Origin of the sequence: Streptomyces sp. VNUA24 (assembly GCF_029167005.1) — a bacterium.
Lineage (GTDB): Bacteria > Actinomycetota > Actinomycetes > Streptomycetales > Streptomycetaceae > Streptomyces > Streptomyces scabiei.
On record NZ_CP119143.1, the window covers coordinates 7211690 to 7235703 of the forward strand.

Sequence of the window (24014 nt, forward strand, 5' to 3'; positions counted from 1 at the left end):
CCGCATGACACAGAAGACCGAGCTGTACGTACCCAAGGGCGCGACGGCGAACGCCCGGTACGCCGTCGACATCGACCCGAAGCGGGCCGGCTGGACCCACAGCAGCCTGCGCGTCGTGGAGTTGGGGCCGGACGGGACGCACACCTTCACGACCGGGGACAGCGAGTGGATCGTGCTGTCGCTGAGCGGCGGTTGTACGGTGCGCGTGTCGGAGGAACCGGGCAATTCAGACGGTGACGGCGTCACCGAGTTCGAAATCCTGGGCAGGGAGAGCGTGTTCGCCGGAGTCTCCGACTTCGTGTACGCGCCCCGCGACGCCCGGGTACAGATCGCCTCCGGCGCGGGAGGCCGCTTCGCTTTGGCAGGAGCGAAGTGCGAGCGACGACTCCCCGCTCGCTACGGCCCCGCGCCGGAGGTTCCCGTGGAGGACCGGGGCAGCGGCACCTGCGCCCGCCAGGTACGCAACTTCGCCTCCGCCGACGCCTTCGCGTGCGACAAGCTGATCGCCGTCGAGGTCATCACCCCCGGCGGCAACTGGTCCTCGTACCCGCCGCACAAGCACGACGAGAACCGGCCGGGGGAGGAGACCGCCCTGGAGGAGATCTACTACTTCGAGATCGACGGCCCGAACGGCTTCGGCTACCAGCGCGTCTCCCCCTCCCGCGAGGGCGGCTCCGAGGTGCTCGCCGAGGTCCGCTCCGGCGACGCGGTGCTCGTGCCCGACGGCTGGCACGGCCCGTCCGTCGCGCAGCCCGGCCACAGCATGTACTACCTCAACGTCATGGCCGGTCCGGGCGCCGAACGGCAGTGGCGGATCTGCTTCCACCCCGATCACACGGAGGGGTACCGATGAGCACGACGACCCCGTCGACGACGCGGCTCACCGTCGCCCAGGCCCTCGTCCGCTTCCTGTCCGCGCAGTACACCGAGCGCGACGGCGAGCGGCGGCGGCTGATCGGCGCCACCTGGGGCATCTTCGGCCACGGCAACGTCGCCGGCCTCGGCCAGGCGCTGGTCGAGTACGCCGACGACATGCCCTACCTCCAGGGCCGCAACGAGCAGGCGATGGTCCACGCCGCCGTCGGCTACGCCCGGCAGTCCAACCGGCTGTCCACGCACGCCGTGACGACGTCCATCGGCCCCGGCGCCACCAACCTGGTCACCGGCGCCGCCCTCGCCACCATCAACCACCTCCCGGTGCTGCTGCTCCCCGGCGACACCTTCGCCACGCGGCCGGCGGACCCCGTCCTCCAGCAGCTCGAAGTGCCGTACGCGGGCGACATCAGCGTCAACGACACGCTGCGCCCGGTGTCGCGGTACTTCGACCGGGTCACCCGCCCCGAGGCGCTGATCCCGGCCGCGCTCCAGGCGATGCGTGTGCTCACCGACCCGGTGGAGACCGGGGCCGTCACCCTCGCCCTGCCGCAGGACGTGCAGGCGGAGGCGTACGACTGGCCGGAGGAGTTCTTCGCCGAGCGGACCTGGAACGTGCGCCGCCCGGCGGCCGACGTCGCCGAACTGGCCGCCGCGATCACCGCGATCCGCGAGGCCCGCCGCCCCCTGATCGTCGCCGGCGGCGGTGTCCACCACGCCCGCGCCGAGGAGACGCTCGCCGAACTGGCCGCCGCCACCGGCATCCCCGTGGCCTCCACCCAGGCCGGCAAGGGCTCCCTGCGCTTCGACCACCCGCAGGACGTGGGCGGCGTCGGCCACACCGGCACCGCGACCGCGAACGAACTCGCCCGCACCGCCGACCTGGTCATCGGCGTCGGCACCCGCTACACGGACTTCACCACGGCGTCGAACACCCTCTTCGCCGCCGACGCCGTCCGCTTCCTCAACCTCAACATTGCGCCGTACGACGGCCACAAGCTCTCCGCACTGCCGCTGATCGCGGACGCGCGGTCGGGCCTGGAGGCGCTCAGCGAGGCCCTGGAACTGCACGGGCACCGGGTCGCGGACGACTACGTGGCCGAGTACGCCGAGGACAAGCAGCGCTGGGAGCACCGCGTCGACGCCTGCTACGAGGCCGACGAGCCCGACACCCGGCCCACCCAGGCCCAGGTGCTCGGCCTCCTCGACGAGATCGCCGACGAGAGCGACATCCTCATCAACGCGGCCGGCTCCCTCCCCGGCGACCTGCACAAACTGTGGCGGACCCGGTCCCGGGACCAGTACCACCTGGAGTACGGCTACTCCTGCATGGGCTACGAGATACCGGCCGCGATCGGCGTCGGGCTGGCCGCTCCCGGGCGCCCGGTGTGGGCGCTGGTCGGCGACGGCACGTATCTGATGATGCCGACCGAGATCGTCACCGCCGTCCAGGAGAACGTCCCGATCAAGATGCTGCTCGTGCAGAACCACGGGTACGCCTCCATCGGCGGTCTCTCCGAGTCGGTCGGCGGCGAGCGGTTCGGCACCGCGTACCGCCACCGCGACCCCGACGACGGCACGTTCACGGGCGCCCCGCTGCCCGTGGATCTCGCCGCCAACGCGGCCAGTCTCGGCATGCGCGTCCTGCGCGCCAAGACGGTCCGTGACCTGCGCGCCGCCCTCGCCGAGGCCCGGGCGGCCGACACTCCCACTTGTGTCTACGTGGAGACCCAAACGGCAGACACAGTGTCGGGCCCGCCCCCCGCGCAGGCCTGGTGGGATGTACCTGTGGCCGAGACCGCGACCCGCGCGTCGGCGGTCAAGGCACGCGAGGAGTACGACCGGCACGTCTCAACCCGACGCCGCCATCTGTGAGAAGGAGTTTCTCGGCATGACGAAGATCGTCAACCACTGGATCGGCGGCAAGACCGTCGAAGGCGCGTCGGGTACGTTCGGGCCGGTCACGGACCCGGCGACCGGCGCGGTCACCACCAAGGTCGCGTTCGCGACCGTCGACGAGGTCGACGCGGCGGTCCGCACCGCCAAGGAGGCGTATCTGACCTGGGGCCAGTCCTCGCTGGCCCAGCGCACCTCGATCCTGTTCAAGTTCCGCGCCCTGCTGGACGCCAACCGCGACGCGATCGCGGAGCTGATCACCGCCGAGCACGGCAAGGTGCACTCGGACGCCCTCGGTGAGGTCGCGCGCGGCCTGGAGATCGTCGAGCTGGCCTGCGGTATCAACGTGCAGCTGAAGGGCGAGCTGTCGACGCAGGTCGCCAGCCGGGTGGACGTCTCCTCGATCCGCCAGCCGCTGGGTGTCGTCGCGGGCATCACGCCGTTCAACTTCCCGGCGATGGTCCCGATGTGGATGTTCCCGATCGCCATCGCGACCGGCAACACCTTCGTGCTGAAGCCGTCGGAGAAGGACCCCTCGGCCTCCATCAAGATCGCCGAGCTGCTCTCCGAGGCCGGCCTGCCCGACGGCGTCTTCAACGTCGTCCACGGCGACAAGGTGGCCGTGGACCGCCTCCTGGAGCACCCGGACGTCAAGGCCGTCTCCTTCGTCGGCTCGACCCCGATCGCCCGCTACATCCACACCACGGCCTCGGCGAACGGCAAGCGCGTCCAGGCCCTCGGCGGCGCCAAGAACCACATGCTGGTCCTCCCGGACGCCGACCTGGACGCGGCGGCCGACGCCGCGGTCTCGGCGGCCTACGGCTCGGCGGGCGAACGCTGCATGGCGATCTCGGCCGTGGTCGCCGTGGGCGCCATCGGCGACGAGCTGGTGGAGAAGATCCGCGAGCGCGCCGAGAAGATCAAGATCGGCCCCGGCAACGACCCGACGTCCGAGATGGGCCCCCTGATCACGGCGGTCCATCGCGACAAGGTCGCCTCCTACGTCACGGGCGCGGCGGCCGAGGGCTGCGAGGTCGTCCTCGACGGCACCGGCTTCACGGTCGACGGCCACGAGGACGGCCACTGGATCGGCATCTCGCTCCTCGACAAGGTCCCCACCTCGGCGAAGGCGTACCAGGACGAGATCTTCGGCCCGGTGCTGACCGTGCTGCGCGTCGACACCTACGACGAGGGCATCGCCCTCATCAACGCCTCCCCGTTCGGCAACGGCACCGCGATCTTCACCCGCGACGGCGGCGCCGCCCGCCGCTTCCAGCTGGAGGTCGAGGCCGGCATGGTCGGCGTCAACGTCCCGATCCCGGTCCCCGTCGGCTACCACAGCTTCGGCGGCTGGAAGGACTCCCTCTTCGGCGACCACCACATCTACGGCAACGACGGCACCCACTTCTACACCCGAGGCAAGGTCGTCACCACCCGCTGGCCCGACCCGGCCGACGGCCCGACGGGCGTGGACCTGGGCTTCCCGCGCAACCACTGATCCGGACAAGGTTCCCCGCGCCCCGAAAGGGGCGCGGGGAACTGCGCGAGAAGCCCCACCGAGCCAGCACATACCCACCCACCCCCGCGCGGAGCGCGAAGGGGGTCGAAGGGGCGCAGCCCCTGGGGATGGGACGGGTAGGGGCGGCGGGGGCGAATTATCAGGTTGCTGTCAGCCAACGACATACCGCACCCGCTGTATGCCGGAATCCCCCCGTACGACCGTGGGATGCCCCACGCTTCCCCCCTGAGGGGGCCTCGGGGCACCGGCACGGCCCCGTACCGTTGACGCATGGATCTTCGACTGACCGGCCCGCGCCTGCGCGGAGCGCTCCGGCGGAGGCCGCGTCGTACCCTCGCCGCCGCGGCCGCCGTGGTCGTGCTCGCCGGCGCCGGTACCTGGACGGCCACCGCCTCGGACGAGGCGGCGCCGGTGAAGCGCACCGACCGGGCCGTGGACACGGCCGAGGGCGTACGCATCGACACCTCGTACTTCACCTCCGGCGGTGACGGCCGCCGCCCGGCCGTCCTGCTCGGCCACGGCTTCGGCGGCAGCAAGAACGACGTCCGCGAGCAGGCCGAGGACCTCGCCCGCGACGGCTACGCCGTGCTGACCTGGTCCGCGCGCGGCTTCGGCGGGTCGACCGGAAAGATCGGGCTGAACGACCCGAAGGGCGAGGTCGCCGACGTCTCGAAGCTGATCGACTGGCTCGCGACCCGCCCCGAGGTGCAGCTCGACAAGAAGGGCGACCCGCGCCTCGGCATGGCCGGCGCCTCCTACGGCGGGGCGATCTCGCTGCTGACCGCCGGGTACGACGACCGGGTCGACGCCATCGCGCCCGCGATCACGTACTGGAACCTGGCGGACGCCCTGTTCCCGAACGGCGTCTTCAAGAAGCTGTGGGCCGGCCTGTTCGTCAACACCGGCGGCGGCTGCGAGAAGTTCGAGACGCAGCTGTGCGAGATGTACCAGCGGGTCGCCGAGTCGGGGCGGCCCGACGCGCAGGCCGTGAAGCTCCTCGCGGAACGCAGCCCCGAGGCCGTCGGCGACCGCATCAAGGTGCCCACCCTGCTCATGCAGGGCCAGACCGACTCCCTCTTCCCGCTCGGCCAGGCCGACGCCGCCGCCAAGGCGATCAAGGCCAACGGCGCCCCCGTGGACGTCGACTGGATCTCCGGCGGCCACGACGGCGGCGACATGGAGACCAGCCGCGTCCAGGCCCGCACACGGGCCTGGTTCGACCGCTACCTGAAGGACGACAAGGGCGCCGACACCGGCTCCGCGTTCCGCGTCACCCGCACCCTCGGCACCGGCTCCGGCGACGGCGAGCCCCGCCTCGCCGGTACGACCGACGACACCTACCCGGGCCTGGAGGGCGACCTCACGAAGATCGCCCTCACCGGGCGCGAGCAGAGCTTCGAGAACCCGGCCGGCGCCAACCCGCCCGCCATCTCCGCCCTCCCCGGCCTCGGCGCCGGCGGCGGCCTGGCCCAGCTGTCCTCCCTCGGCGTCGGCATCTCCCTCGACTTCCCCGGCCAGTTCGCCGCGTTCCAGTCGAAGCCGGTCGCCGACGACCTGCAGATCACCGGCTCGCCCAGGGCCACGGTCCATGTGAGGTCGACCACCGAGGACGCCGTCCTCTTCGCCAAGGTGTACGACGTCGGCCCGGACGGCAGGTCCCAGGTCCTGCCCGCGCAGCTCGTCGACCCGGTCCGGGTGGAGGGCGCGAAGTCCGGCAAGGACGTGACGCTCACCCTCCCCGCCATCGACCACGAACTCGACGACGGCCACCGCCTCCGCCTGGTCCTCGCCTCCACCGACCTCGGCTACGCCTCCCCGACCACCCCGGCGACGTACACCGTCTCCCTCAAGGGCGGTCTGGAGGTGCCCACGCCCCTCGGCGGGGCCGACCGCACGGACGTCCTGCCCGCCTGGGTCTGGTACCTGCCGGTCGCCGGCGCCGCGATCGCGGCCGTCCTCCTCGTCACCGGCCGCCGCAGGACCGTCACCCCCGCCCCCGACCCGGCGCTCGCCGAGGTCCCGCTGCAGATCACCGACCTGAGCAAGAAGTACAGGAACGGTGACCGCTACAGCGTCCGCGACCTCTCCATCCGTGTCGAGAAGGGCCAGGTCCTCGGCCTGCTCGGCCCGAACGGCGCCGGCAAGACGACGACCCTGCGCATGCTGATGGGCCTGATCCAGCCGGACGGCGGCCAGATCCGCGTCTTCGGCCACGCGATCGTGCCGGGCGCCCCGGTCCTCTCCCGCGTCGGCGCGTTCGTCGAAGGAGCGGGCTTCCTCCCGCACCTGTCCGGCCGCGAGAACCTGGAGCTGTACTGGGCCGCCACCGGCCGCCCCGCCGAGGACGCGCACCTCGACGAGGCCCTGGAGATCGCCGGTCTCGGCGACGCGCTGGCCCGCGCGGTGCGCACCTACTCCCAGGGCATGCGCCAGCGCCTGGCCATCGCCCAGGCCATGCTGGGCCTGCCCGACCTGCTGATCCTCGACGAGCCGACGAACGGACTCGACCCGCCGCAGATCCGCGAGATGCGCGAGGTCATGATCCGGTACGCGGCGGCCGGCCGTACCGTCATCGTCTCCAGCCACCTGCTGGCCGAGGTCGAGCAGACCTGTACGCACCTGGTCGTCATGGACCACGGGCAGCTCGTCCAGGCGGGCCCCGTCAGCGAGATCGTCGGCTCCGGCGACACGCTGCTGGTCGGCACGTCCGAGCCCGTGGACGAACCGCTCGTCGAGAAGATCGCCGCACTGCCGGGTGTCGGCTCGGCCGTCCGCGCCGACGACGGCCTCGTGGTCCGTCTCGACGCCGACGGCAGTGCTCGGCGCCTGGTCGCCGAACTCGTCCGGCTGGAGGTCCCCGTGGAGTCGGTCGGCCCGCACCGCCGCCTCGAAGACGCCTTCCTCACCCTGATCGGAGAGTCCGCATGAGCACGCTGGCCGAGCGTGCCGAGCACGCAAGCCCCGGGTCCGGCGGGCCCGTCGAGGTCGCCGACGGCTACCGCGCCGGCCGCACCCTGCCGCTGAGGGTCGAGCTGGTCCGCCAGCTGAAGCGCCGCCGCACGATGGTCATGTTCGGCATCCTGTTCGCCCTGCCGCTCGTGCTGCTGATCGCCTTCCAGATCGGCGGCACGCCCGGCGAGGGCAACAACCGGGTCAACCTGATGGACACGGCCACCGCGTCCGGCGCGAACTTCGCCGCGGTGAACCTGTTCGCCGCGGCGGGCTTCCTGCTCGTCATCCCCGTCGCGCTGTTCTGCGGCGACACGGTCGCCTCGGAGGCCAGCTGGTCCTCCCTGCGCTACCTCCTCGCCGCGCCCGTGCCGCGCGCCCGGCTGCTGTGGTCCAAGCTCGTCGTGGGCCTCACCCTCAGCCTGGCGGCGATCGTGCTGCTGCCGGTGGTCTCCCTCGCGGTCGGCACGGCCGCCTACGGCTGGGGCCCGCTGGAGCTGCCCACCGGCGGCGCACTCGCCACGGGCGCCGCCGCGCAGGCCCTGGCCGTCACCGTGGGGTACATCTTCGTGTCCCAACTGGTCACCGCCGCCCTGGCGTTCTGGCTCTCCACCCGCACGGACGCCCCGCTCGGCGCGGTCGGCGGCGCCGTCGGCCTCACCATCGTCGGCAATGTGCTCGACTCGGTGACCGCTCTCGGCGACTGGCGCGACTTCCTGCCGGCGCACTGGCAGTACGCCTGGCTGGACGTGGTCCGCCCGCAGCCCGAGTACACCGACATGATCCAGGGCGTCTCCGTCTCGGTAACGTACGCGCTGGTGCTGTTCGCCCTGGCCTTCCGCGGTTTCGGCCGCAAGGACGTCGTCTCCTAGGTCACCGGAGGATCACCCACCGGTCTCGGCGGCCGCCCGCCGTGGCCGCTTCGAGACGCATCCGCAACACCCCGTGGCGCACATCCGGGCCCCCCGCGCCGTCACAGTCACAACAGCCGGCCGCGAGAACCCGCGGAACGGCGGACGACGACGTGGCGAGGGGGCCCGGATGCACACGTATCGCAGGAGCACGCCGACGACCAGGACGACGACCAGGACGAGGACCCGGACGAGGACCAGGACGACGGGGCCGAGGCGGACGGCGGGGCGGCGGGCGGGCACCGCGCTCCTCGCCCTCGGCGCCGCCTGCGCCCTGCTCCTCACCGGCTGCGGCAACAGCGGCGACCGGGGCGACTCCTCCTCGTACGACAGGGGAGGAAACGGCGGCAAGGCGGACGGCTTCCCTGCCCCCGCGCCCGACGGCCCGGACTCCGGAGAGCAGCGCGGCAAACAACAGGACGACGGCTCCGGCGACTTCGCCCCGGCCCCCGACCACCTCTCCACCTTCGCCCTCGACGTCGACACCGCCTCCTACGGCTATGCCCGCCGCACCCTGGACGACGGCGACCTGCCCGACCCGTCGACGGTCCGGCCGGAGGAGTTCGTCAACAGCTTCCGCCAGGACTACGAACGCCCGGACGGCGACGGCTTCTCGGTGACCGTCGACGGCGCCCGCACCGGCCCGGGGAACTGGTCCCTGGTCCGTGTCGGCCTCGCCACCCGGGCCGCCGGCGACCGCGAACGCCCGCCCGCCGCCCTCACCTTCGTCATCGACGTCTCCGGCTCCATGGCCGAACCGGGCCGCCTCGACCTCGCGCAGGACGCCCTGCGCACGATGACGAACCGGCTGCGCGACGACGACTCCGTGGCCCTCGTGACCTTCAGCGACGAGGCCGAGACCGTGCTGCCGATGACCCGTCTGGACGGCAACCGGGGCGAGATCCGCGAGGCCGTCGCCGGCCTGGAGCCCACCGACTCCACCAACCTCGCCGCGGGTGTGGAGACCGGCTACGAGACCGCCGTCGACGGGCTGCGCGAGGGCGCGACGAACCGGGTCGTCCTCCTCTCCGACGCCCTCGCCAACACCGGCTCCACCGACGCCGACACCATCCTCGAACGCATCGCCGGCGAGCGCCGGGAGCACGGCATCACCCTGTTCGGCGTGGGCGTCGGCAGCGACTACGGCGACGCGCTCATGGAACGGCTCGCCGACAAGGGCGACGGCCACACCACGTACGTCTCCACCGAGAAGGAGGCGGAGAAGGTGTTCTGCGAGGAACTCCCGCGCCACGTCGACCTCACCGCCCGCGACGCCAAGGCGCAGGTCTCCTTCGACCCGGCGACGGTCGAGGAGTTCCGTCTGATCGGCTACGACAACCGGCGGGTCGCCGACGAGGACTTCCGCGACGACCGTGTCGACGGCGGCGAGATCGGCCCCGGCCACACCGTCACCGCCCTCTACGCCGTCCGCACCCGCAGCGGCACCGGCGGCGGCCATCTCGCGACCGCCACCGTCCGCTGGCTGGACCCCGACACCCGGACCCCGCACGAGGAGTCGAAGGGCCTGGAGGCGTCGGCCCTGCACGCGAACCTGTGGTCCGACTCCCCGTACGGCCTCCGGGTGGCCGCCGCGGCCGCCTACTTCGCCGACGCGCTCCGCGGGCAGGACGACGGCCGGCCCGGCATCCCGGGCCGCCCCTCCCTGAGCCGGCTGGGCCACCGGGCGGACGATCTGGCCAGGGAGCGCGAGGACGAGGACCTCACCGGCCTCGCGGGGGCGATCAGGACGGCGGACGTGCTGATGGGCTAGGCCGTGTCGCCGCCGTTCATCCCCGAGCCGCGGGGCCCGGTCCGCAGACCGAGGGCAGTGCTCGCACCAGGCCCTGCCCGTGCAGCCGGTCCAGCCGGTGGTCGACCGCGGACCACACCGCCGCCACCCGCAGGCGGGGCCCGCACGACGCCCCGGCCCGCAGGGACGCCGTCTCCTGGAGGGCGCTCAGCAACTGGGTGGTGATCCGGTCGAGCACCGGCCGGACCTCCTTCACCAGGTCGGGCCGCTCGGTGGGCCGTTCCTCGGGGTGCGCGTCCCACCGGGCGTACAGGCCGCGCTGCACCAGCTTGTTGGCCTCGATCTGGTCCCGGAACACGGCGGTGACGGCATCCGGGTCGAGGCCGAGCCCGACCGCCCGTGCCGCCACGTCGTCGAGGATCGCCTTCTCCCGCACGGGATCGTCGATCGGCGTGGTCGTCCCGTACTTCGCCGCCGCGACCTTGTCCGCGACGAGCAGCCGCTCGGCGAACAGATCCGTCAGGACGGTGAGCGACCGGGCGCCGGGAGCCGTACGAGGAGGAGCGGAGGGCGACTCGGCGGCGACCGGCGAAGCACCGTGCGGAGCCAGGGCGGACGCGGAACCGGCGGAGAGGCAGACGGAGAGGGAGGCGACTGCCGAGATCAGGGTGAGGCCGAAGCGGTGGGGGCGCATGATCCACACCTATCACGCGCCCCTTCTCGACCTTCGCAGTCATACCAAAGCATTGATATTTCCTTACGTACCGGTAAGTTGACTCGCCGGTAACGTCATTTATGGGGCCTCGGGGAGTGGTGATGGGCGTACGCGGGGAATTGAACCGGGCGAAACAGCGCGGCGGCCTGACCGACCGCGCGAGGACCGAGGTCGTCAGGGACGCGCGGGGTGTCGTCCGCGAGGCGCGCACGCCCGCCCTCGCGCCCCGCCCGGCCGGCGGCAGCATCGCCGACCTGCCCTTCGTCAACGCCACCGAGGCACCCGACGCGGTGGTCCTGCGCCGCGCCGACCACCACGGCACCTTCCACCCGGTGACCGCCGCCGCCTTCGCCCGCGAGGTCACCGAGACGGCCAAGGGGCTGATCGCCGCCGGCCTCGAACCGGGCGGCCGCGTCGCGGTGATGTCCCGCACCCGCTACGAATGGACGGTCCTCGACTTCGCCGTCTGGGCGGCCGGCGGCCAGTCCGTGCCCGTCTACGCCACGTCCTCGCCCGAGCAGATCGAGTGGATCGTCCGTGACTCCGGCTCGCGCTTCGTGGTCGCGGAGAGCGCCGAGAACGCGGAGGCCGTGGCCACCGCCACCGCCGGGCACTCCCAGCCCCCGCACGTCTGGCAGATCGACCGGGAAGCCCTCGCCCACCTCGCCGACCTGGGCCGCGGTGTGCCCGACGACGAGGTGACCAAGCGCCGCGCCGCCCTCACCCCGGACACGGCCGCGACCATCTGCTACACCTCCGGCACCACCGGCCGCCCCAAGGGCTGCGTCCTCACCCACGCCAACCTCCACGCGGAGGCCGCCAACACGGTCGAGCTCCTGCACCCGATCTTCAAGGAGATCACCGGCCGGACCGCCTCCACACTCCTCTTCCTCCCCCTGGCCCACATCCTCGGCCGCGCGATCCAGATCGCCTGCCTGATGGCCCGCATCGAGATCGGCCACTGCCCGAGCATCAAGCCCGACGAACTGCGCCCCGCCCTGCGCAGGTTCCGCCCCACCTTCCTCGTCGGCGTCCCGTACCTCTTCGAGCGCATCCACGCCACCGGCCGCGCCACCGCCGAACGCATAGGCCGCGGCGCCTCCTTCGACCGCGCCCACCGCGTCGGCGTGCGCTTCGCCCAGGCACACCTGGACAAGTTCCTGGACCGCGGCCCCGGCCCGACGCCCGGCCTGTACGCCGCCTGGGCCCTGTACGACCTGCTGGTCTACCGCCGCATCCGCAGGGAACTGGGCGGCCGGATGCGCTACGCCATCAGCGGCGGCTCCCCGCTCGACCGCGACCTCAACCTCTTCCTCTACGCCGCCGGCGTCATCGTCTACGAGGGCTACGGCCTCACCGAGACCACCGCGGCCGCCACCATCGTCCCGCCCCTGGAGCCCCGCCCGGGCACCGTCGGCCGCCCCGTCCCCGGCACCGCCGTCCGGATCGCCGACGACGGGGAGGTCCTCATCAAGGGCGGCATCGTCTTCGGCACCTACTGGAACAACCCGGTGGCCACCGACGCCGCCCTCACCGACGACTGGTTCGCCACCGGCGACCTCGGCGCACTCGACGAGGACGGCTACCTCACCATCACCGGCCGCAAGAAGGACATCCTCGTCACCTCCGGCGGCAAGAACGTTTCCCCCGCAGTGCTGGAGGACCGGCTGCGCAGCCGCCCGCCGGTCGGCCAGTGCATCGTGGTCGGCGACAACCGCCCCTTCGTCGCCGCCCTGATCACGCTCGACCCCGAGGACGTCACCCACTGGCTGCACGTACGCGGCATGTCCCCCGACACCCCGCTCTCCGAGATCGTGGCCGACCCCCGGATGCGCGCCGACGTCCAGCAGGCCGTGGACCACGCCAACCAGGCCGTCTCCCGCGCCGAGTCCATTCGCGAGTTCAAGGTGGTGGAAGGCGAGTTCAGCGAGGAGAACGGCCTGCTCACCCCCTCGATGAAGGTCAAACGCCAAGCCGTCGTGGCGGCGTACGCGGCGGCGATCGAGTCCCTGTACGCGAGGAAGTGAGCCGGGGCCGCCACCTGCCGGAGCACGGCGAAGCGGGCCGCCGATGGACTCGGCGACCCGCTCCGGTGTGTCCGGTGGAGGCGTCAGTGGTGCTTGGCGCCGTTGCCGCCGCCGTTGCCGTTCCCGTTGCCGTTGTCGGACAGGATCGGGATGTCGGACAGGATGTGCGACAGCGGCTCGTCACCCTTGGCCTGGGTGGAGTTCTCGGTGCACTGCTGGTTCTGCGGGGCGGACAGGATCGGGATGTCCTGGAGGGCGACTCCGATCGCTCCGATGCCACCGGCGTTGATCTTGGCCGGCAGGCCGATGCAGGGCTTGTTGAGCGAGCCCTGGACCAGCGAGAGCTGCGGGCTCATGTCGCCCTTGGTCACGGAGTTGCCGAACGCCTGGCTGGCACCGTTGCCGCTGAAGGACGTGGTCCCACCGTCGTCGGCGAGAGCCTGGGGCGCGACGCCGGCCGCGAGGCCGGTGATGGAGGCGGCAACAGCCGCGGTGGCCCACAGCTTCTTCATGTTCGATCCCTTTCGGAAAGCGGACTCCGTTGCGGAGTTGCGCCCTGATCAACAGGATGTCCGGCCAACAGTTGCGCCCATTGCCCCGATCGGCGCATTAGGCGGCTTATCGCGACATTTCGATCTCGCAGTGGGCCGCCGGGAGATCGGCGACCCACTCGCGCGGCCGTGGTGTCAGTGCTTCTTCGCGGCGCTGTTGCCGTTGTTGTTGCCGTTGCCGTTGTCCGAGAGGATCGGGATGTCGGACAGCAGGTGCGACAGCGGCTCGTCACCCTTGGCCTGGGTGGAGTTCTCGGTGCACTGCTGGTTCTGCGGGGCCGACAGGACCGGGATGTCCTGGAGGGCGACTCCCAGGGCGCCGATGCCGCCGAGGTTGAGCTTGGCGGGCAGGGCGATGCAGGGCTTGTTGAACGAGCCCTGGATCAGCGCCATCTGGGGGCTCATGTTGCCGTAGGTCGCCGAGTTTCCGTACACCTGGTGGGCGTCGTTCCCGCTGAAGGTGGTGGTGCCGCCGTCGTCGGCGAGGGCCTGGGGCGCGGTGGCGGCCGAGGCTCCGACGACGGAGGCGGCGATCGTCGCTGCGGCCATGAACTTCTTGATCACTTGCGATGTCCCTTCATGGAAGAACCCCGTTCCACCGGAGCGCCATGGACAACTTCTCTCCGGACCGTCCGGTTGCTCTGATTCACTCCGTCGGCCCACGCGAGGGAGTGAGCGAGGGGGCGCGCGAAGTGTTTTCGATCCCCGGGAATTCGCCGCCGTGAGCGGGCCGAACGGGTGATGTGCCGAAACCGCGGCGGGCATCCGGCCGTTGCTGCCAGAGCATGGACCCGCGGGTCCGCCAGGAAAGGAATGCGAAATGCTCAAGAAGGCAATGGCCACAGTCGCGGTCGCCGCTTCCATCACCGGCCTCGCGGCCGCCACCGCCACGCAGGCGCTCGCCGACGACGGTGGGACCACGTCCTTCAGCGGTAACGGTGCCAGCCAGGCGTTCGGCAACTCGGTGACCAAGGGCGACATGAGCCCGCAGCTCTCGCTGGTCCAGGGCTCGCTCAACAAGCCCTGCGTCGGCCTGCCCGCCAAGCTCAACGTCGGCGGCATCGGCCTGCTCGCCGGAATCGCCGCCCAGGACATCCCGATCCTGTCGGCCCCGCAGAACCAGCAGTGCACCGAGAACTCCACCCAGGCCAAGGGTGACGAGCCGCTGTCGCACATCCTGTCCGACATCCCGATCCTCTCGGACAACGGCAACGGCAACAACAACGGCTGACCGCCGGACCGAAACGCGGCTCGGGCCGCCCGCACCATGGGTGCGGGCGGCCCGGGCTTGTCGTCTTTCACCGTATGGGCCGATGGAGTGCCACCGATAAGACTTTCCGACAATATTGCGGGGCGATCGGGTGAATTACCCTGCCCCCGGCGTTCCTCAGTTTCCTCCGGTGTCTATTCCTCGTTCGCAGACTGCGGGTCATGATGCGAGCCGTTCATGCTGTGCTCGCTCGGTTTCGGCCGTCAATTGAGGCATGACCGCAGAGAAGGGATATGACGTGAAGCTCAAGAAGAGCGCTGCTGTCGTCGCCGGCGTGATCATGGCCATGGGTCTGGCCACCCCGGCCTTCGCCGACGCGGAGGCCCACGGCGCCGCCATCGGTTCCCCGGGTGTCCTCTCGGGCAACGTGGTGCAGATCCCCGTCCACGTGCCCATCAACGTGTGCGGCAACTCCATCAACATCATCGGTCTGCTCAACCCGACCGCCGGCAACGTGTGCATCAACGACTGACGTCGTAGCGCATCGCAGCAGCCGTTCGGCTGTGCCTCAGCCGGTCTTGGAGTGTTCGCAACGGCTCCAAGGCCGGCTTTTCCCCCTTCTTCGAGCAGGAAGAAAGAGATGCGACAGGACCTGCGCAAGAGAATGGTCGTGGCCGCCGCGGCGACGGGACTGCTGTCCCTCTACGGCACGTCGGCGCTCGCGGACACGGGCGCGCACGGCGCCGCCTCGAACTCGCCCGGTGTCGCGTCGGGCAACGCGGTCGAGGTGCCCGTCACCGTCCCCGTGAACATCTGCGGCAACACCGTGGACGCCGCGTCCCTCGGCAATCCGTCCGTCGGCAACAAGTGCGGCAACACCGGCGACCACGCCCCGGAGAAGGCCCGGAGCGCCCAGGACGCCCAGGACGCCCCGCAGCGCCACGCAACCCCGGTGGCGGAGCCCGAGTACGCGCCGGCCGCGGCGGCGGACCCGGACGACTCCTGGGAGCAGGCGTACGAGGAGTACACCCGGCCGGACGCCTACGAGGAGGCCACGCCGCCGGACACGCACGAGCAGTACATCCAGCCCGCGGAGCACCCGCAGTACGGGGACGACGAGGGCGACGAGGGCTACGGCGACGACGAGGGCCACGGGAACGACGGCTACGGCGACGACGAGAGCCACGGGAACGAGGGCTACGGGCACGACGGCGGATCGCAGGGCGGCCACGAGGACACCCCGGGCGACTACGGCGACGCCCCGGACACCGACGAGGACACCGAGGTCGGCTACGGCGACACCCCGCCCACCAAGCCCCCGCACCAGCCGCCGACGAAGCCGCCCACGACCAAGCCTCCGACGAAGCCCCCGACGACCAAGCCGCCGACGGGCCACCCCAGCCCCACGGGCAAGCCGCCGACGAAGCCCCCGGTGACCACGCCCCCCACGACCAAGCCCCCGACGGGCCACCCCAGCCCCACGGACAAGCCGCCGACGGGCGGGCCCTCCACCAGCCACCCCCCGACGGACCACCCGCCCACCCTCCCCGAGACCGGCAGCGACCCCGAGGTGCTGCTCGCGGCCGGGGCCGCCGGCCTCGCGCTGATCGCGGGCGGGAGCATCCTGTACCGGCGGGGCCGGGCCGCTTCCGGTCGCTGAGCCGCGGCGGGTGCCGGGACGCGCAGCGCGCCGCCCGGCACCCGCCCGTGTCACGACCCGGTGGTGGAGGCCAGGTCCGCCCGTGCCCCCGGCACCGGGATCCGCCCGCCCGGCACGCCCGAGCGCAGCCGCCGCCGTACCCCGCGGACCAGGGTCGGCGCCGTGAACGACGCGCCGTGCACGAAGCGCATCGCGGGGCCGAACCCGGCCGCGGTGGTGAGACCCGCGAGGAACAGGCCGGGCACCGAGGACTCGAAGTCCCGCCCGACCGAGGGGGAGCCGTCGGCGAGCGGCACCAGCTCCGCGCGGACGTCACCGGCCAGCAGGTCCAGCCGCTCGCAGGTGGCCCGGAACCCCGTGGCCGCGATGACGTGTTCGGTGTCCAGCGAGGTCAGCTCGCCACTGCGGCCGACCGTCTCCAGACGGACGACGCCCCCCGTCTCGTACGCCACCGCGATCTCCTGGCCGAGCCGTACCTCGACGGCCGGTTCGACGCGGTCGCGGATCCACCAGGCGCCCGCGGGGCCGAGCGCCTCGGCCGCGGTCCGCACCCGTCTCGCCTCCGGCAGGCGGCGGTACCAGCCCGGACGCTCCGCGTAGAACCAGTTGCGCCAGCCGCAGCCCAGACCGCTGTGCGGGGAGCGGACGGAGGCCCACGGCCGGCGCTCCAGCGGGGGCGGTACGTCGTTCCAGCGCAGAGCGCCGGCGCGGGCCAGTACCCGCACGCGCGTGCCCTGTTCGGCCAGGAGGGCGGCCGTCTCCAGGGCCGCCTGGCCGCCGCCGACCACCGTGACGTCCCGGCCCCGGAAGCGGGCGAGATCGCCGTGGTGGCTGCTGTGGGAGACCCGCTCGGGCGACAACCCGCGCAGCACGGGCGGGACTTCGGTGAACGGGACGACACCGACGGCGAGGACGGCCGCGCGGGCGCGGACCGTCTCGCCGTCGTCCAGCACCGCCTCGAAACCGCCGCAGCCACGCCGCAGCAGCGTCACCATCCGCTCGTCGACGGGCGGAAGGGCGTTGCGGGCGAACCACAGGCCGTACGAGGCGAACGTGCCGACCGGGATCGGCCGGCCGTGGCGGGCCTCGAAGCCCTGCTCGGCGCAGTACGCGTCGAGCCGCCAACGCCCCTCGGGATCGGACAGGTTGGACGCCCAGGGCTCGGACTTGAGGAACATGCCGGGCGGCATGTGGTCGCGCCAGGACGCCATGGGACGGCCGAGGACGCGCAGGCTGAGCCCGGCGGCCGCGGCGTGGGACGCGATGGACAGGCCGTACGGGCCGGCGCCCACCACCAGCAGGTCGTACATCAGGGGCTGCTCGCTTTCTCGTTCTCGGCGCGGTTGTCGGCACGGCTCCCGGCGCGGTCCTCGCCGGGAGCGGAGTCGCGCTGGAGGGGGAGGGGGGTACGGGGTGCCAGCAGGCGGCCGAGCGCGCGGCGCGGCCACAGCGACCACAGCGCGAGGCCGGGGGCGCGGTCGTCCCGCGCGTACCAGGCCAGTTCGCGCGCGTCCGGGCGGGACGGCGGGAGCGGCAGGGACGGCCGGCGCAGCGCGGTGAGCGGCGCGTAGTTCTCCACCACGAACGTCCGGCCCGGCACGGGGGACCCGTCCACGACCGGGCGGCCGGTCAGGTCCAGATGCAGGGCGCGGACGACGTCCAGGCCGGCCGTGTCCGTGAAGAGGCGGAACTGGGCGCCGGGGCGGGGGTTGAAGTCGAGCAGATGGTACGCGCCGGTGCGGTGGTCGAGGCGGAAGTCGAGGTCGAGGACACCCCGGTAGCCGAGCGCGCCGGTCAGCCGCTCGGCGAGGGCCCGCACCTCCGGGTTCGGGGTCCAGCGGCCGACGGCGGTCAGGCCCGCGCCCCGCGGCCAGGCGCTCAGCTTGCGGCCGGCGCCGCCGGCGCGCACGACGCCGGCGCGGTCGGCGTACCCGTGGAAGAACCAGTCGCGGTCGAGCCCCGGCGGCAGGAACGCCTGGAGCAGCAGCCGGCTGCCGGCCTGCGCCGAGCGCCGGTGCAGGGCCGCGGCCTCCCCGGCCGACCGCACCACCGTCGTGCTGCGCAGCCCCGCGTCGGCGGGCAGCAGCCACGGGCGGCTCCACTTCGCCACCACCGGCAGACCCAGCTCCCGCGCGGCGGCCGCCGCCTCCGCCGGGCTGCCGGGGACCACCGTGGCCGGGTGGGGGAGGTCCAACCTTCCGCACAGCGCGGCCAGTTCCGCCTTGTCGGCCACCTGTTCGGCGAGCCCGGCGGGCCCGGCGGGCAGCAGGTACCGGTCCGTCAGCTCCTCGCGCAGCCGGCCGGTGGCCACGGCGCTCGCGTCGTCCAGGGCGACCAGCACGGCCGGCCGGCCGACCCGGACCGCCACCCGGCGCAGTACGGCGGCGAACTCCTCGGGGCAGGCCCCGAGGCGGGGCGGGGCGTGCGTCGTGTGGAGGAACCGGGAGCTGCCCACGGGGCTTCCCGCGCAGTCGGCGACCAGGTGCACCTCCACACCGGCGCGCCCCAGGGAGCGGACGGCGCCCAGTGTTCCGTGGTGGAAGGGATTGCGGTCCGTTCGCAGCAGAACGGCCGGAACGCGGGTGTCGAAGGGCGACACGTTCATTTCGTCGGGGTCCTCGCACATTTCTTTGACGTCGGGTCACCCGTGCGGGCGATTCGGGCACCCGAAGGCCGGAGCCCCGGTTGGCGGAATCCGTATTCGTATGACTGATTGTCAGTAGGTGGAATTCGGCGGCGGAAAGCAGTGAAGTGAACAGAGCGGAGAGGGGAGCGGACATGGCTCCACAACAGCGGCGGCCCCGGCAGAGGCGGCCCCGCGACAGACGGCCGGCGCTGGTCGCGGCCTGCGTGGTCGCGTCGTTCGCCCTCGCGTCGGTGCCGGTGTACGCCGTCGGCCCGGCGGGCCGGGTGACCGACCCACCGGCACCGGCCGTCCCGGCCGCGCCCACGGCCCCGGCGGCACCCGCTGCCGCCACCCCGGTGCCGGCCGCCCAGATCCCGGTGGCCCAGACCCCGGTCGCTCAGACGCCCGCCCCCGCCGTCCCGACGGCACCGTCCGCATCGGCCGCCTCCGTGCAGCCGTCGGCCGGAACGCCCGTACCGGTCACGCCCGCGGCGACCCCGAAGGTCCCCGAGCAACTGCCGGCCATCGGCGCCTACCTGCACTACGGCCCCCGCGGCGTCGCCCGGATCGCCGAGCTGAGCGACTGGCTCGGCGGCTCCGACCTGCGGGTGGCGCACACCTACCTGCCGGGCGACCGCTGGTCCAACATCGAGGGCCTGCCCGGCTTCCTGGACTCGTGGGCCGAGTGGCGGCGCGACGAGGACGACCGGATGTTCGTCCTCAACGTGCCCATGATGGAGCGCAACGAGGAGGGCGTCTCCGACTGGGAGGTCCGGGCTCTGCTGCGCCGCGCCGCCGCCGGGCAGTTCGACCACCACTACCGCCGGCTCGCGGAGCGGCTGGTCGAGCTGAGGATCCCGGACACGGTGATCGTGCTCGGCTGGGAGATGAACGGCATCACGTACACCCATCGCTGCGGGCCCGACCCGGAGAGCTGGAAGAAGTACTGGAACAGGATCGTCACCACGATGCGCGCGGTGCCGGGGCAGAAATTCAAGTTCGACTGGACCCCGAACCGGGGCCGGGACGCCATTCCCTGGACGCAGTGTTATCCGGGGGACGACACGGTCGACATCATCGGCATGGACTCCTACGACCAGCCGCGCGGCATCACCTTCGACGAACAGGTGAAGGAGCCGTACGGTCTGCAGGCGCACGTCGATTTCGCGAAGGAGCACAAGAAGCCCATCTCCTATGCGGAATGGGGACTCTTCCGCAACGGCGACAACCCGGAGTACATGCGGCGCATGCTCGCCTGGATGGACGAGCACAAGCCGCTCTACAACACGCTCACGGACTACTGCCCGCACGGTGTCTGGCAGTGCGCGAGCAACCCGAAGGCGGCGCAGGTGTACCGGTCGATGCTCTTCGGACGCGACACGGGCGCGACCGCGACACCGACCCCGACACCCACGCCCACCCCGACACCGAAGCCGTCCCCCACGCCGAAGCCGGCTCCCACCACGCCCGTCCGTCCGCCGAACTGCTCGCCGCTGGAGCTGGGCGACTGGGTGGAGTACTGGCTCGGCGGGAAGCTCTGCGTCCGCACCGACTGGTGGTCGCGCTACCGGTGATCCGGAACCGGCGGCGGGCCGCTCAGGGCCCGCCGCCACCGCGTTCCTTCCGCTCCGGCCGGTCTCCTCGCTCCCGGTTCTGCTCGGCGTCCCTGCGGGCCCGCCACCGGTGGAGGAGTTCCTTGCCGCGCAGCCGGGCCGCCGCGTCGCAGGCGACCGCCGACAGCAGGGGCGCGGTGCGGCGGCGGGCGAGCAGCAGCCGCTGGTTGACGACGGTGTCCGGGCGCCACCGCAGCTTGTACGGCTCCGCGCCCCGCAGCAGGCTCAGCACCTGGTGGACGCCGGAACCGACGTGCCCGGCGCAGGCGTCGAGCAGCATGGTGGCGACGTCGGCCTTGCGTTCGCGCAGGCGCGGATGGGCCCCGTAGAGGTAGCCGCCCGCCAGCCGGCGCGACAGCAGGGTGACGTCGACGGCCAGGACGTCGCCGTCGAGCCGGAACTCGGTCACCACGGCATCCCCCGAGCGCACCATCGGCCCGACCGCCCTGGTCAGGTGTTCGGAGAAGCGGGGCCGCATGTGCTCGGTGGTCACCTTGCGGTCCTGCCACTGGAGGCGGTGCAGGTCCAGCATGGTCCGCAGGGCCGCGTCCACCTCGTCGGCGCCCACCGCCCGCGGCTCGATGCCGAGGTCACCGAGCTTGCGGAGCTTGGCCCGCACCCGCTGGGCCCGGGAGCTGGGCAGCCGTTTCAGCAGCTCGTCCATGGGCCGTGCGGGCAGCTCCAGACAGACGGAGTCCGCCACCTTCCGGCGTGGGCCCGGCCAGCGGTCGTAGATCTGCTCGACGGCGGCGCCCGGCCGTACCTCGCGGAAGTCGATCAGCGCGGTCCGGGCGGCGGCGGCCAGGCCCTCGGCGAGCGCCGTCGACGCCTCCTCGGCGTACTCGTCGTCGACGATCACGTCCGCGAAGTCCGAGATCGGGCAGCCGAGCGGGACGAGGGCGGGCAGCGGTCGCCGTACCAGCATCAGCGGGGCGACCGCGCGCAGCTCGGTGCCGTCGCGGACGACGATCAGCCGGAGCCTGCCGGGGGTGCCGTACGACAGCCACCAGGAGTGCAGCCAGGCGTGGTTCTGGAAGGGAGTGGCCGTGCCGCACCGCCGGTAGAGGCGGTCCCAGGGCCCGGCCAGCTCGCCGAACTCGCGTTCGTCGGTGCAGAGTTCGGCGTGCAGGGTGGTGCTCGCCCCCGCGTGCAGGGTGCTGGTCACAGCTGGCCGTGGGCGTCGGCGGAGTGGGCGGGGCCGGGCACGGAGGCCGTCGGCGGGGCGTCGGGGGTGCGCCGGGGCCGGATCAGCAGGGCGAGTCCGCCGAGCAGTCCGCCGGCCGCGGCGCCCACCAGACCGGTGACCGCCGGGGACGCCGAGGACGCCTCGGTCGGCCGGGTCGCGCGGGCGAACTGCTGCAGTTCGACGCGCGTGGACCTCTTGGTGTCGTTCGCGTGCCGGGTCAGCGCCCGGGAGACGGCGTTGGCCATGTCCGCGGCGAGGTCCGGCCGCGAGGAGGTGGCGGAGACGGCCACCATCGGCGCGTCCGGCGAGGTCGCCGTCCGCACGTCCTTGCGCAGCGTCTCGACCGGCACCCCCGCCCACACCTGGGCGTCCCCGAGCACGGCGACCTGCGTCGCCACCCGCCCGTACGCCTGGGCGAAGCCGAGCGCCGACTGTGTGTCCGACCCCTCGCCGGGCACCACGACGACGTAGCTGGTGGCGGTGTAGACGGGTGCCTTCACCACGCCGTACGCGCCCCCGGCCACCCCGCCGAGCAGCGCGCCGGCCGCGAGCAGGGACCAGGGGGGAAGGGACCTGCCACGGGCGCCGTGGGCCGGTCCACGATGAGAGTTTTCGGGCATACGTTCGGACGTACGGTCGGTCATACGGAACTCACTCCCAGGGGCGGGGTCGGCGAGGGCGTGCGGGAGACGGCGGCCGCGTACACGTCCATGAGCTGGGCGGCGCTGCGGGTGATGCAGTAGTGCTGGGCGGCGGCGGGGACGGCCCGGGTGCGCTCGCCCTGCGCGCGCAGGTCCAGCAGGGCGCGTACGAAAGACTCCGCGCCCCCCTGGACGCGGCGGGCACCGGCGGTCGCCTCCGGCGGCAGGTCCTCGATCGCCGGGCAGGAGACGTAGAGCACGGGCAGCCCGGACGCCATCGCCTCCACCACCGCGAGACCGAACGCCTCCTCGGCACTGGGCGAGGCGAGCACGTCCATGGCGTTCATCAGCGAGGGCAGATCGGTGCCGGGGGCGCCCGCGGCCGGCCGCTCCCCGGTGAGGAGCACCCGGTCGGCGACCTGGGCCCGCTGGGCGGCCCGCCGCAGCACGCTCTCCTCGGGGCCGCCGCCGACGATCAGCAGCCAGTGGTCGTCGGGCAGCCGGCCGAGGGCCCGGACCAGCACGTCGAACCGCTTGCCGGCCGCGAGCCGCCCGACACCGCCGACGACGTACGCGCCCTCCGGCAGTCCGAGTCGCCGCCGGGTCAGTTCGCGCAGGTCCGGGTCGTAGCGGAAACCGGCGAGGTCGATGCCGTTGGGGACGACCTCGATGCGGGGGGCCGGCACGCCCCAGCGCTTGAGCCGGTCGGCGACGGTCGGCGAGACGGCGACCGTGGACCGGCCGAGGCGCTCACTGGCGAGATACAGGGCGCGCACTCCGGCGGAGAGCCGGCGCCCCTCCATCTGCGAATCGCCCAGGGAGTGCTCGGTGGCGACGACCGCGCGGACCCCCGCCAGCCGCGCGGCGAACCGGCCGTAGACACAGGCACGGTAGAGGTGGGTGTGGACGAGGTCGTAGCCGCCCCCGCGGATCAGCCGCACCAGACGGGGGAGCGCCGCCAGGTCGCGGTTGCCGCCCATGCCCAGGTGGGTGACCCGGACCCCGTCGGCGGTGAGACCGTCGGCGACCGGGCCCGGATTGGTCAGCGTCACCACGTCGCAGTCGACCGGCAGATGGCGCAGCAGCAGCCGCAGTTGCTGCTCCGCGCCCCCGACACCGAGACCGGTGATGATGTGCAGCGCCTTCACGTCGGCTCAGACCCCTTCGACGGGACGGCGGCGCAGCCGGTGCAGCTTCCGCTTCAGCAGCAGCCGCAGGGCGGTGTCCTCCTCGCCGATGTGCACCCGGGGCAGCGCGTACGGGCCGTTCAGCGGACCCGGGTCGATGGCGCAGGCGTACGTGTACCCGGCGTCCCGCACGGCGTCGGCGGCGCGCCGGTCGAGGGTGCCGTAGGGGTAGCAGAAGCCCGGGACGGGAGTTCCGGTCAGCTCCGCGAGCAGCGCCCTGCTGTCGGCGGTCTCGGCGCGCAGGGTCTCCGCGTCCGCCGTCGTGAGGTCGACATGGGTCAGGCCGTGCGAGCCGACCTCGATGCCCTCCGTCCCGGCGGCCGTACGGATGCCCTCCTCGTCCAGCAGCGGCTTGCGCGGGCCCAGCGGGTCCCAGGCGTTCTCGCCGCCGAGCCGCCCCGGCAGCACGAAGACGGTGGCCCCGAAGCCGTGGGCGCGCAGCAGCGGCAGCGCGGTGTCGACGAAGTCGACGTACCCGTCGTCGAAGGTCAGCCCCACCAGGTTCCGGCCCTCGCCCCGGGCACGGGCGGCCAGCAGGTCGGACATGCCGACCCCGCGCAGGCCCCGCCGCCGCAGCCAGCCGAGCTGGGCGTCGAGGCGGTCGGGCGAGACGGTGATGCGGTACGGGTCGTCGGAGCAGTCACCCACCGAGTGGTACATCGCCACCCACAGCGGGGCGGTGGTGGTCTTCGGTCTGGGG

At 72.8% G+C, this 24014-nt stretch carries 20 protein-coding genes; 11 read left to right on the forward strand and 9 right to left on the reverse strand.

The window, feature by feature from the left end:
* Positions 1-4: 4 nt before the first annotated feature.
* The 6 genes from iolB (at position 5) to PYR72_RS30925 (ending at position 9919) form a co-directional block, all read left to right on the forward strand.
* The gene (gene iolB, locus PYR72_RS30900) at positions 5-853 is read left to right on the forward strand and encodes a 5-deoxy-glucuronate isomerase (RefSeq protein WP_275458323.1); all 849 of its coding nucleotides are present in this window, start codon (positions 5-7) and stop codon (positions 851-853) included.
* Entirely contained in the window at positions 850-2748 is a 1899-nt protein-coding gene (iolD, locus tag PYR72_RS30905) for a 3D-(3,5/4)-trihydroxycyclohexane-1,2-dione acylhydrolase (decyclizing) (RefSeq protein WP_275458324.1), read from the forward strand. The genes iolB and iolD overlap by 4 nt, the downstream gene beginning before the upstream one ends.
* Before the next feature lie 16 nt (positions 2749-2764).
* Positions 2765-4267, forward strand: a complete 1503-nt coding sequence (gene mmsA, locus PYR72_RS30910; RefSeq protein ID WP_275458325.1) for a CoA-acylating methylmalonate-semialdehyde dehydrogenase — start codon at positions 2765-2767, stop codon at positions 4265-4267.
* Between the two features lie 291 nt (positions 4268-4558).
* Positions 4559-7216, forward strand: a complete 2658-nt coding sequence (locus tag PYR72_RS30915; RefSeq protein WP_275458326.1) for an alpha/beta fold hydrolase — start codon at positions 4559-4561, stop codon at positions 7214-7216.
* Entirely contained in the window at positions 7213-8109 is an 897-nt protein-coding gene (locus tag PYR72_RS30920) for an ABC transporter permease subunit (RefSeq protein WP_275458327.1), read from the forward strand. Before PYR72_RS30915 ends, PYR72_RS30920 begins: the two co-directional genes overlap by 4 nt.
* A 169-nt stretch (positions 8110-8278) precedes the next feature.
* Positions 8279-9919, forward strand: coding sequence for a VWA domain-containing protein (locus PYR72_RS30925; protein ID WP_275458328.1), 1641 nt, complete (start codon positions 8279-8281; stop codon positions 9917-9919).
* A gap of 16 nt (positions 9920-9935) precedes the next feature.
* On the opposite strand, the gene PYR72_RS30930 is transcribed toward PYR72_RS30925, so the two are convergent.
* A complete protein-coding gene (locus PYR72_RS30930) occupies positions 9936-10592 on the reverse strand; it encodes a chorismate mutase (RefSeq protein ID WP_275458329.1) in 657 nt (218 codons plus the stop codon).
* A gap of 122 nt (positions 10593-10714) precedes the next feature.
* Between PYR72_RS30930 and PYR72_RS30935 the strand changes: the two genes are divergently transcribed.
* Complete coding sequence (locus PYR72_RS30935; protein ID WP_275458330.1) at positions 10715-12640, forward strand: AMP-binding protein; 1926 nt, start codon at positions 10715-10717, stop codon at positions 12638-12640.
* Between the two features lie 83 nt (positions 12641-12723).
* Here the strand turns inward: PYR72_RS30935 and PYR72_RS30940 are convergent, their stop codons facing one another.
* Entirely contained in the window at positions 12724-13152 is a 429-nt protein-coding gene (locus tag PYR72_RS30940) for a rodlin (RefSeq protein WP_275458331.1), read from the reverse strand.
* Between the two features lie 174 nt (positions 13153-13326).
* Positions 13327-13755, reverse strand: a complete 429-nt coding sequence (locus PYR72_RS30945; RefSeq protein ID WP_013003486.1) for a rodlin — start codon at positions 13753-13755, stop codon at positions 13327-13329.
* A 256-nt stretch (positions 13756-14011) separates the two neighbouring features.
* On the opposite strand from PYR72_RS30945, the gene PYR72_RS30950 reads away from it, so the two are divergent.
* The 3 genes from PYR72_RS30950 (at position 14012) to PYR72_RS30960 (ending at position 16061) form a co-directional block, all read left to right on the forward strand.
* Positions 14012-14422, forward strand: a complete 411-nt coding sequence (locus PYR72_RS30950; protein ID WP_275458332.1) for a rodlin — start codon at positions 14012-14014, stop codon at positions 14420-14422.
* Positions 14423-14675: 253 nt separating this feature from the next.
* Entirely contained in the window at positions 14676-14933 is a 258-nt protein-coding gene (locus PYR72_RS30955; RefSeq protein WP_275458333.1) for a chaplin, read from the forward strand.
* Positions 14934-15041: 108 nt separating this feature from the next.
* The gene (locus PYR72_RS30960) at positions 15042-16061 is read left to right on the forward strand and encodes a chaplin (RefSeq protein WP_275458334.1); all 1020 of its coding nucleotides are present in this window, start codon (positions 15042-15044) and stop codon (positions 16059-16061) included.
* Between the two features lie 50 nt (positions 16062-16111).
* Here PYR72_RS30960 and PYR72_RS30965 read toward each other — a convergent pair whose 3' ends face one another.
* Together PYR72_RS30965 and PYR72_RS30970 are read right to left on the reverse strand one after the other, a co-directional pair.
* Entirely contained in the window at positions 16112-17371 is a 1260-nt protein-coding gene (locus PYR72_RS30965; RefSeq protein ID WP_275458335.1) for an NAD(P)-binding domain-containing protein, read from the reverse strand.
* The gene (locus PYR72_RS30970; protein WP_275460571.1) at positions 17371-18660 is read right to left on the reverse strand and encodes an ATP-grasp domain-containing protein; all 1290 of its coding nucleotides are present in this window, start codon (positions 18658-18660) and stop codon (positions 17371-17373) included. The genes PYR72_RS30965 and PYR72_RS30970 overlap by 1 nt, the downstream gene beginning before the upstream one ends.
* A gap of 179 nt (positions 18661-18839) precedes the next feature.
* On the opposite strand from PYR72_RS30970, the gene PYR72_RS30975 reads away from it, so the two are divergent.
* Positions 18840-20261, forward strand: coding sequence for a glycosyl hydrolase (locus PYR72_RS30975; RefSeq protein WP_275458336.1), 1422 nt, complete (start codon positions 18840-18842; stop codon positions 20259-20261).
* Positions 20262-20283: 22 nt separating this feature from the next.
* Here the strand turns inward: PYR72_RS30975 and PYR72_RS30980 are convergent, their stop codons facing one another.
* The 4 genes from PYR72_RS30980 to PYR72_RS30995 are packed head-to-tail and all read right to left on the reverse strand — an operon-like array spanning position 20284 to position 23974.
* Positions 20284-21465 carry a GNAT family N-acetyltransferase gene (locus PYR72_RS30980; protein ID WP_275458337.1) on the reverse strand — a complete coding sequence of 394 codons (1182 nt, stop codon included), beginning with the start codon at positions 21463-21465 and terminating at the stop codon, positions 20284-20286.
* Positions 21462-22106, reverse strand: coding sequence for a lipopolysaccharide biosynthesis protein (locus PYR72_RS30985; RefSeq protein WP_275458338.1), 645 nt, complete (start codon positions 22104-22106; stop codon positions 21462-21464). Before PYR72_RS30985 ends, PYR72_RS30980 begins: the two co-directional genes overlap by 4 nt.
* Before the next feature lie 20 nt (positions 22107-22126).
* The gene (locus tag PYR72_RS30990) at positions 22127-23275 is read right to left on the reverse strand and encodes a glycosyltransferase (RefSeq protein ID WP_275458339.1); all 1149 of its coding nucleotides are present in this window, start codon (positions 23273-23275) and stop codon (positions 22127-22129) included.
* Between the two features lie 6 nt (positions 23276-23281).
* On the reverse strand, positions 23282-23974 hold the full coding sequence (locus PYR72_RS30995; protein WP_343245564.1) for a polysaccharide deacetylase family protein: 693 nt from the start codon (positions 23972-23974) through the stop codon (positions 23282-23284).
* Positions 23975-24014 lie beyond the last annotated feature (40 nt).

Excerpts from the sequence above, each read along its gene's own strand:
- PYR72_RS30930 (WP_275458329.1), bottom strand. The coding sequence starts at position 10,592 with ATGCGCCCCCACCGCTTCGGCCTCACCCTGATCTCGGCAGTCGCCTCC.
- mmsA (WP_275458325.1), top strand. The coding sequence starts at position 2,765 with ATGACGAAGATCGTCAACCACTGGATCGGCGGCAAGACCGTCGAAGGC.
- PYR72_RS30920 (WP_275458327.1), top strand. The coding sequence starts at position 7,213 with ATGAGCACGCTGGCCGAGCGTGCCGAGCACGCAAGCCCCGGGTCCGGC.
- PYR72_RS30975 (WP_275458336.1), top strand. The coding sequence starts at position 18,840 with ATGGCTCCACAACAGCGGCGGCCCCGGCAGAGGCGGCCCCGCGACAGA.
- PYR72_RS30985 (WP_275458338.1), bottom strand. The coding sequence starts at position 22,106 with ATGCCCGAAAACTCTCATCGTGGACCGGCCCACGGCGCCCGTGGCAGG.
- PYR72_RS30925 (WP_275458328.1), top strand. The coding sequence starts at position 8,279 with ATGCACACGTATCGCAGGAGCACGCCGACGACCAGGACGACGACCAGG.
- iolB (WP_275458323.1), top strand. The coding sequence starts at position 5 with ATGACACAGAAGACCGAGCTGTACGTACCCAAGGGCGCGACGGCGAAC.
- PYR72_RS30965 (WP_275458335.1), bottom strand. The coding sequence starts at position 17,371 with ATGTACGACCTGCTGGTGGTGGGCGCCGGCCCGTACGGCCTGTCCATC.
- PYR72_RS30995 (WP_343245564.1), bottom strand. The coding sequence starts at position 23,974 with ATGTACCACTCGGTGGGTGACTGCTCCGACGACCCGTACCGCATCACC.
- iolD (WP_275458324.1), top strand. The coding sequence starts at position 850 with ATGAGCACGACGACCCCGTCGACGACGCGGCTCACCGTCGCCCAGGCC.
- PYR72_RS30955 (WP_275458333.1), top strand. The coding sequence starts at position 14,676 with ATGACCGCAGAGAAGGGATATGACGTGAAGCTCAAGAAGAGCGCTGCT.
- PYR72_RS30935 (WP_275458330.1), top strand. The coding sequence starts at position 10,715 with ATGGGCGTACGCGGGGAATTGAACCGGGCGAAACAGCGCGGCGGCCTG.
- PYR72_RS30915 (WP_275458326.1), top strand. The coding sequence starts at position 4,559 with ATGGATCTTCGACTGACCGGCCCGCGCCTGCGCGGAGCGCTCCGGCGG.
- PYR72_RS30960 (WP_275458334.1), top strand. The coding sequence starts at position 15,042 with ATGCGACAGGACCTGCGCAAGAGAATGGTCGTGGCCGCCGCGGCGACG.
- PYR72_RS30940 (WP_275458331.1), bottom strand. The coding sequence starts at position 13,152 with ATGAAGAAGCTGTGGGCCACCGCGGCTGTTGCCGCCTCCATCACCGGC.
- PYR72_RS30950 (WP_275458332.1), top strand. The coding sequence starts at position 14,012 with ATGCTCAAGAAGGCAATGGCCACAGTCGCGGTCGCCGCTTCCATCACC.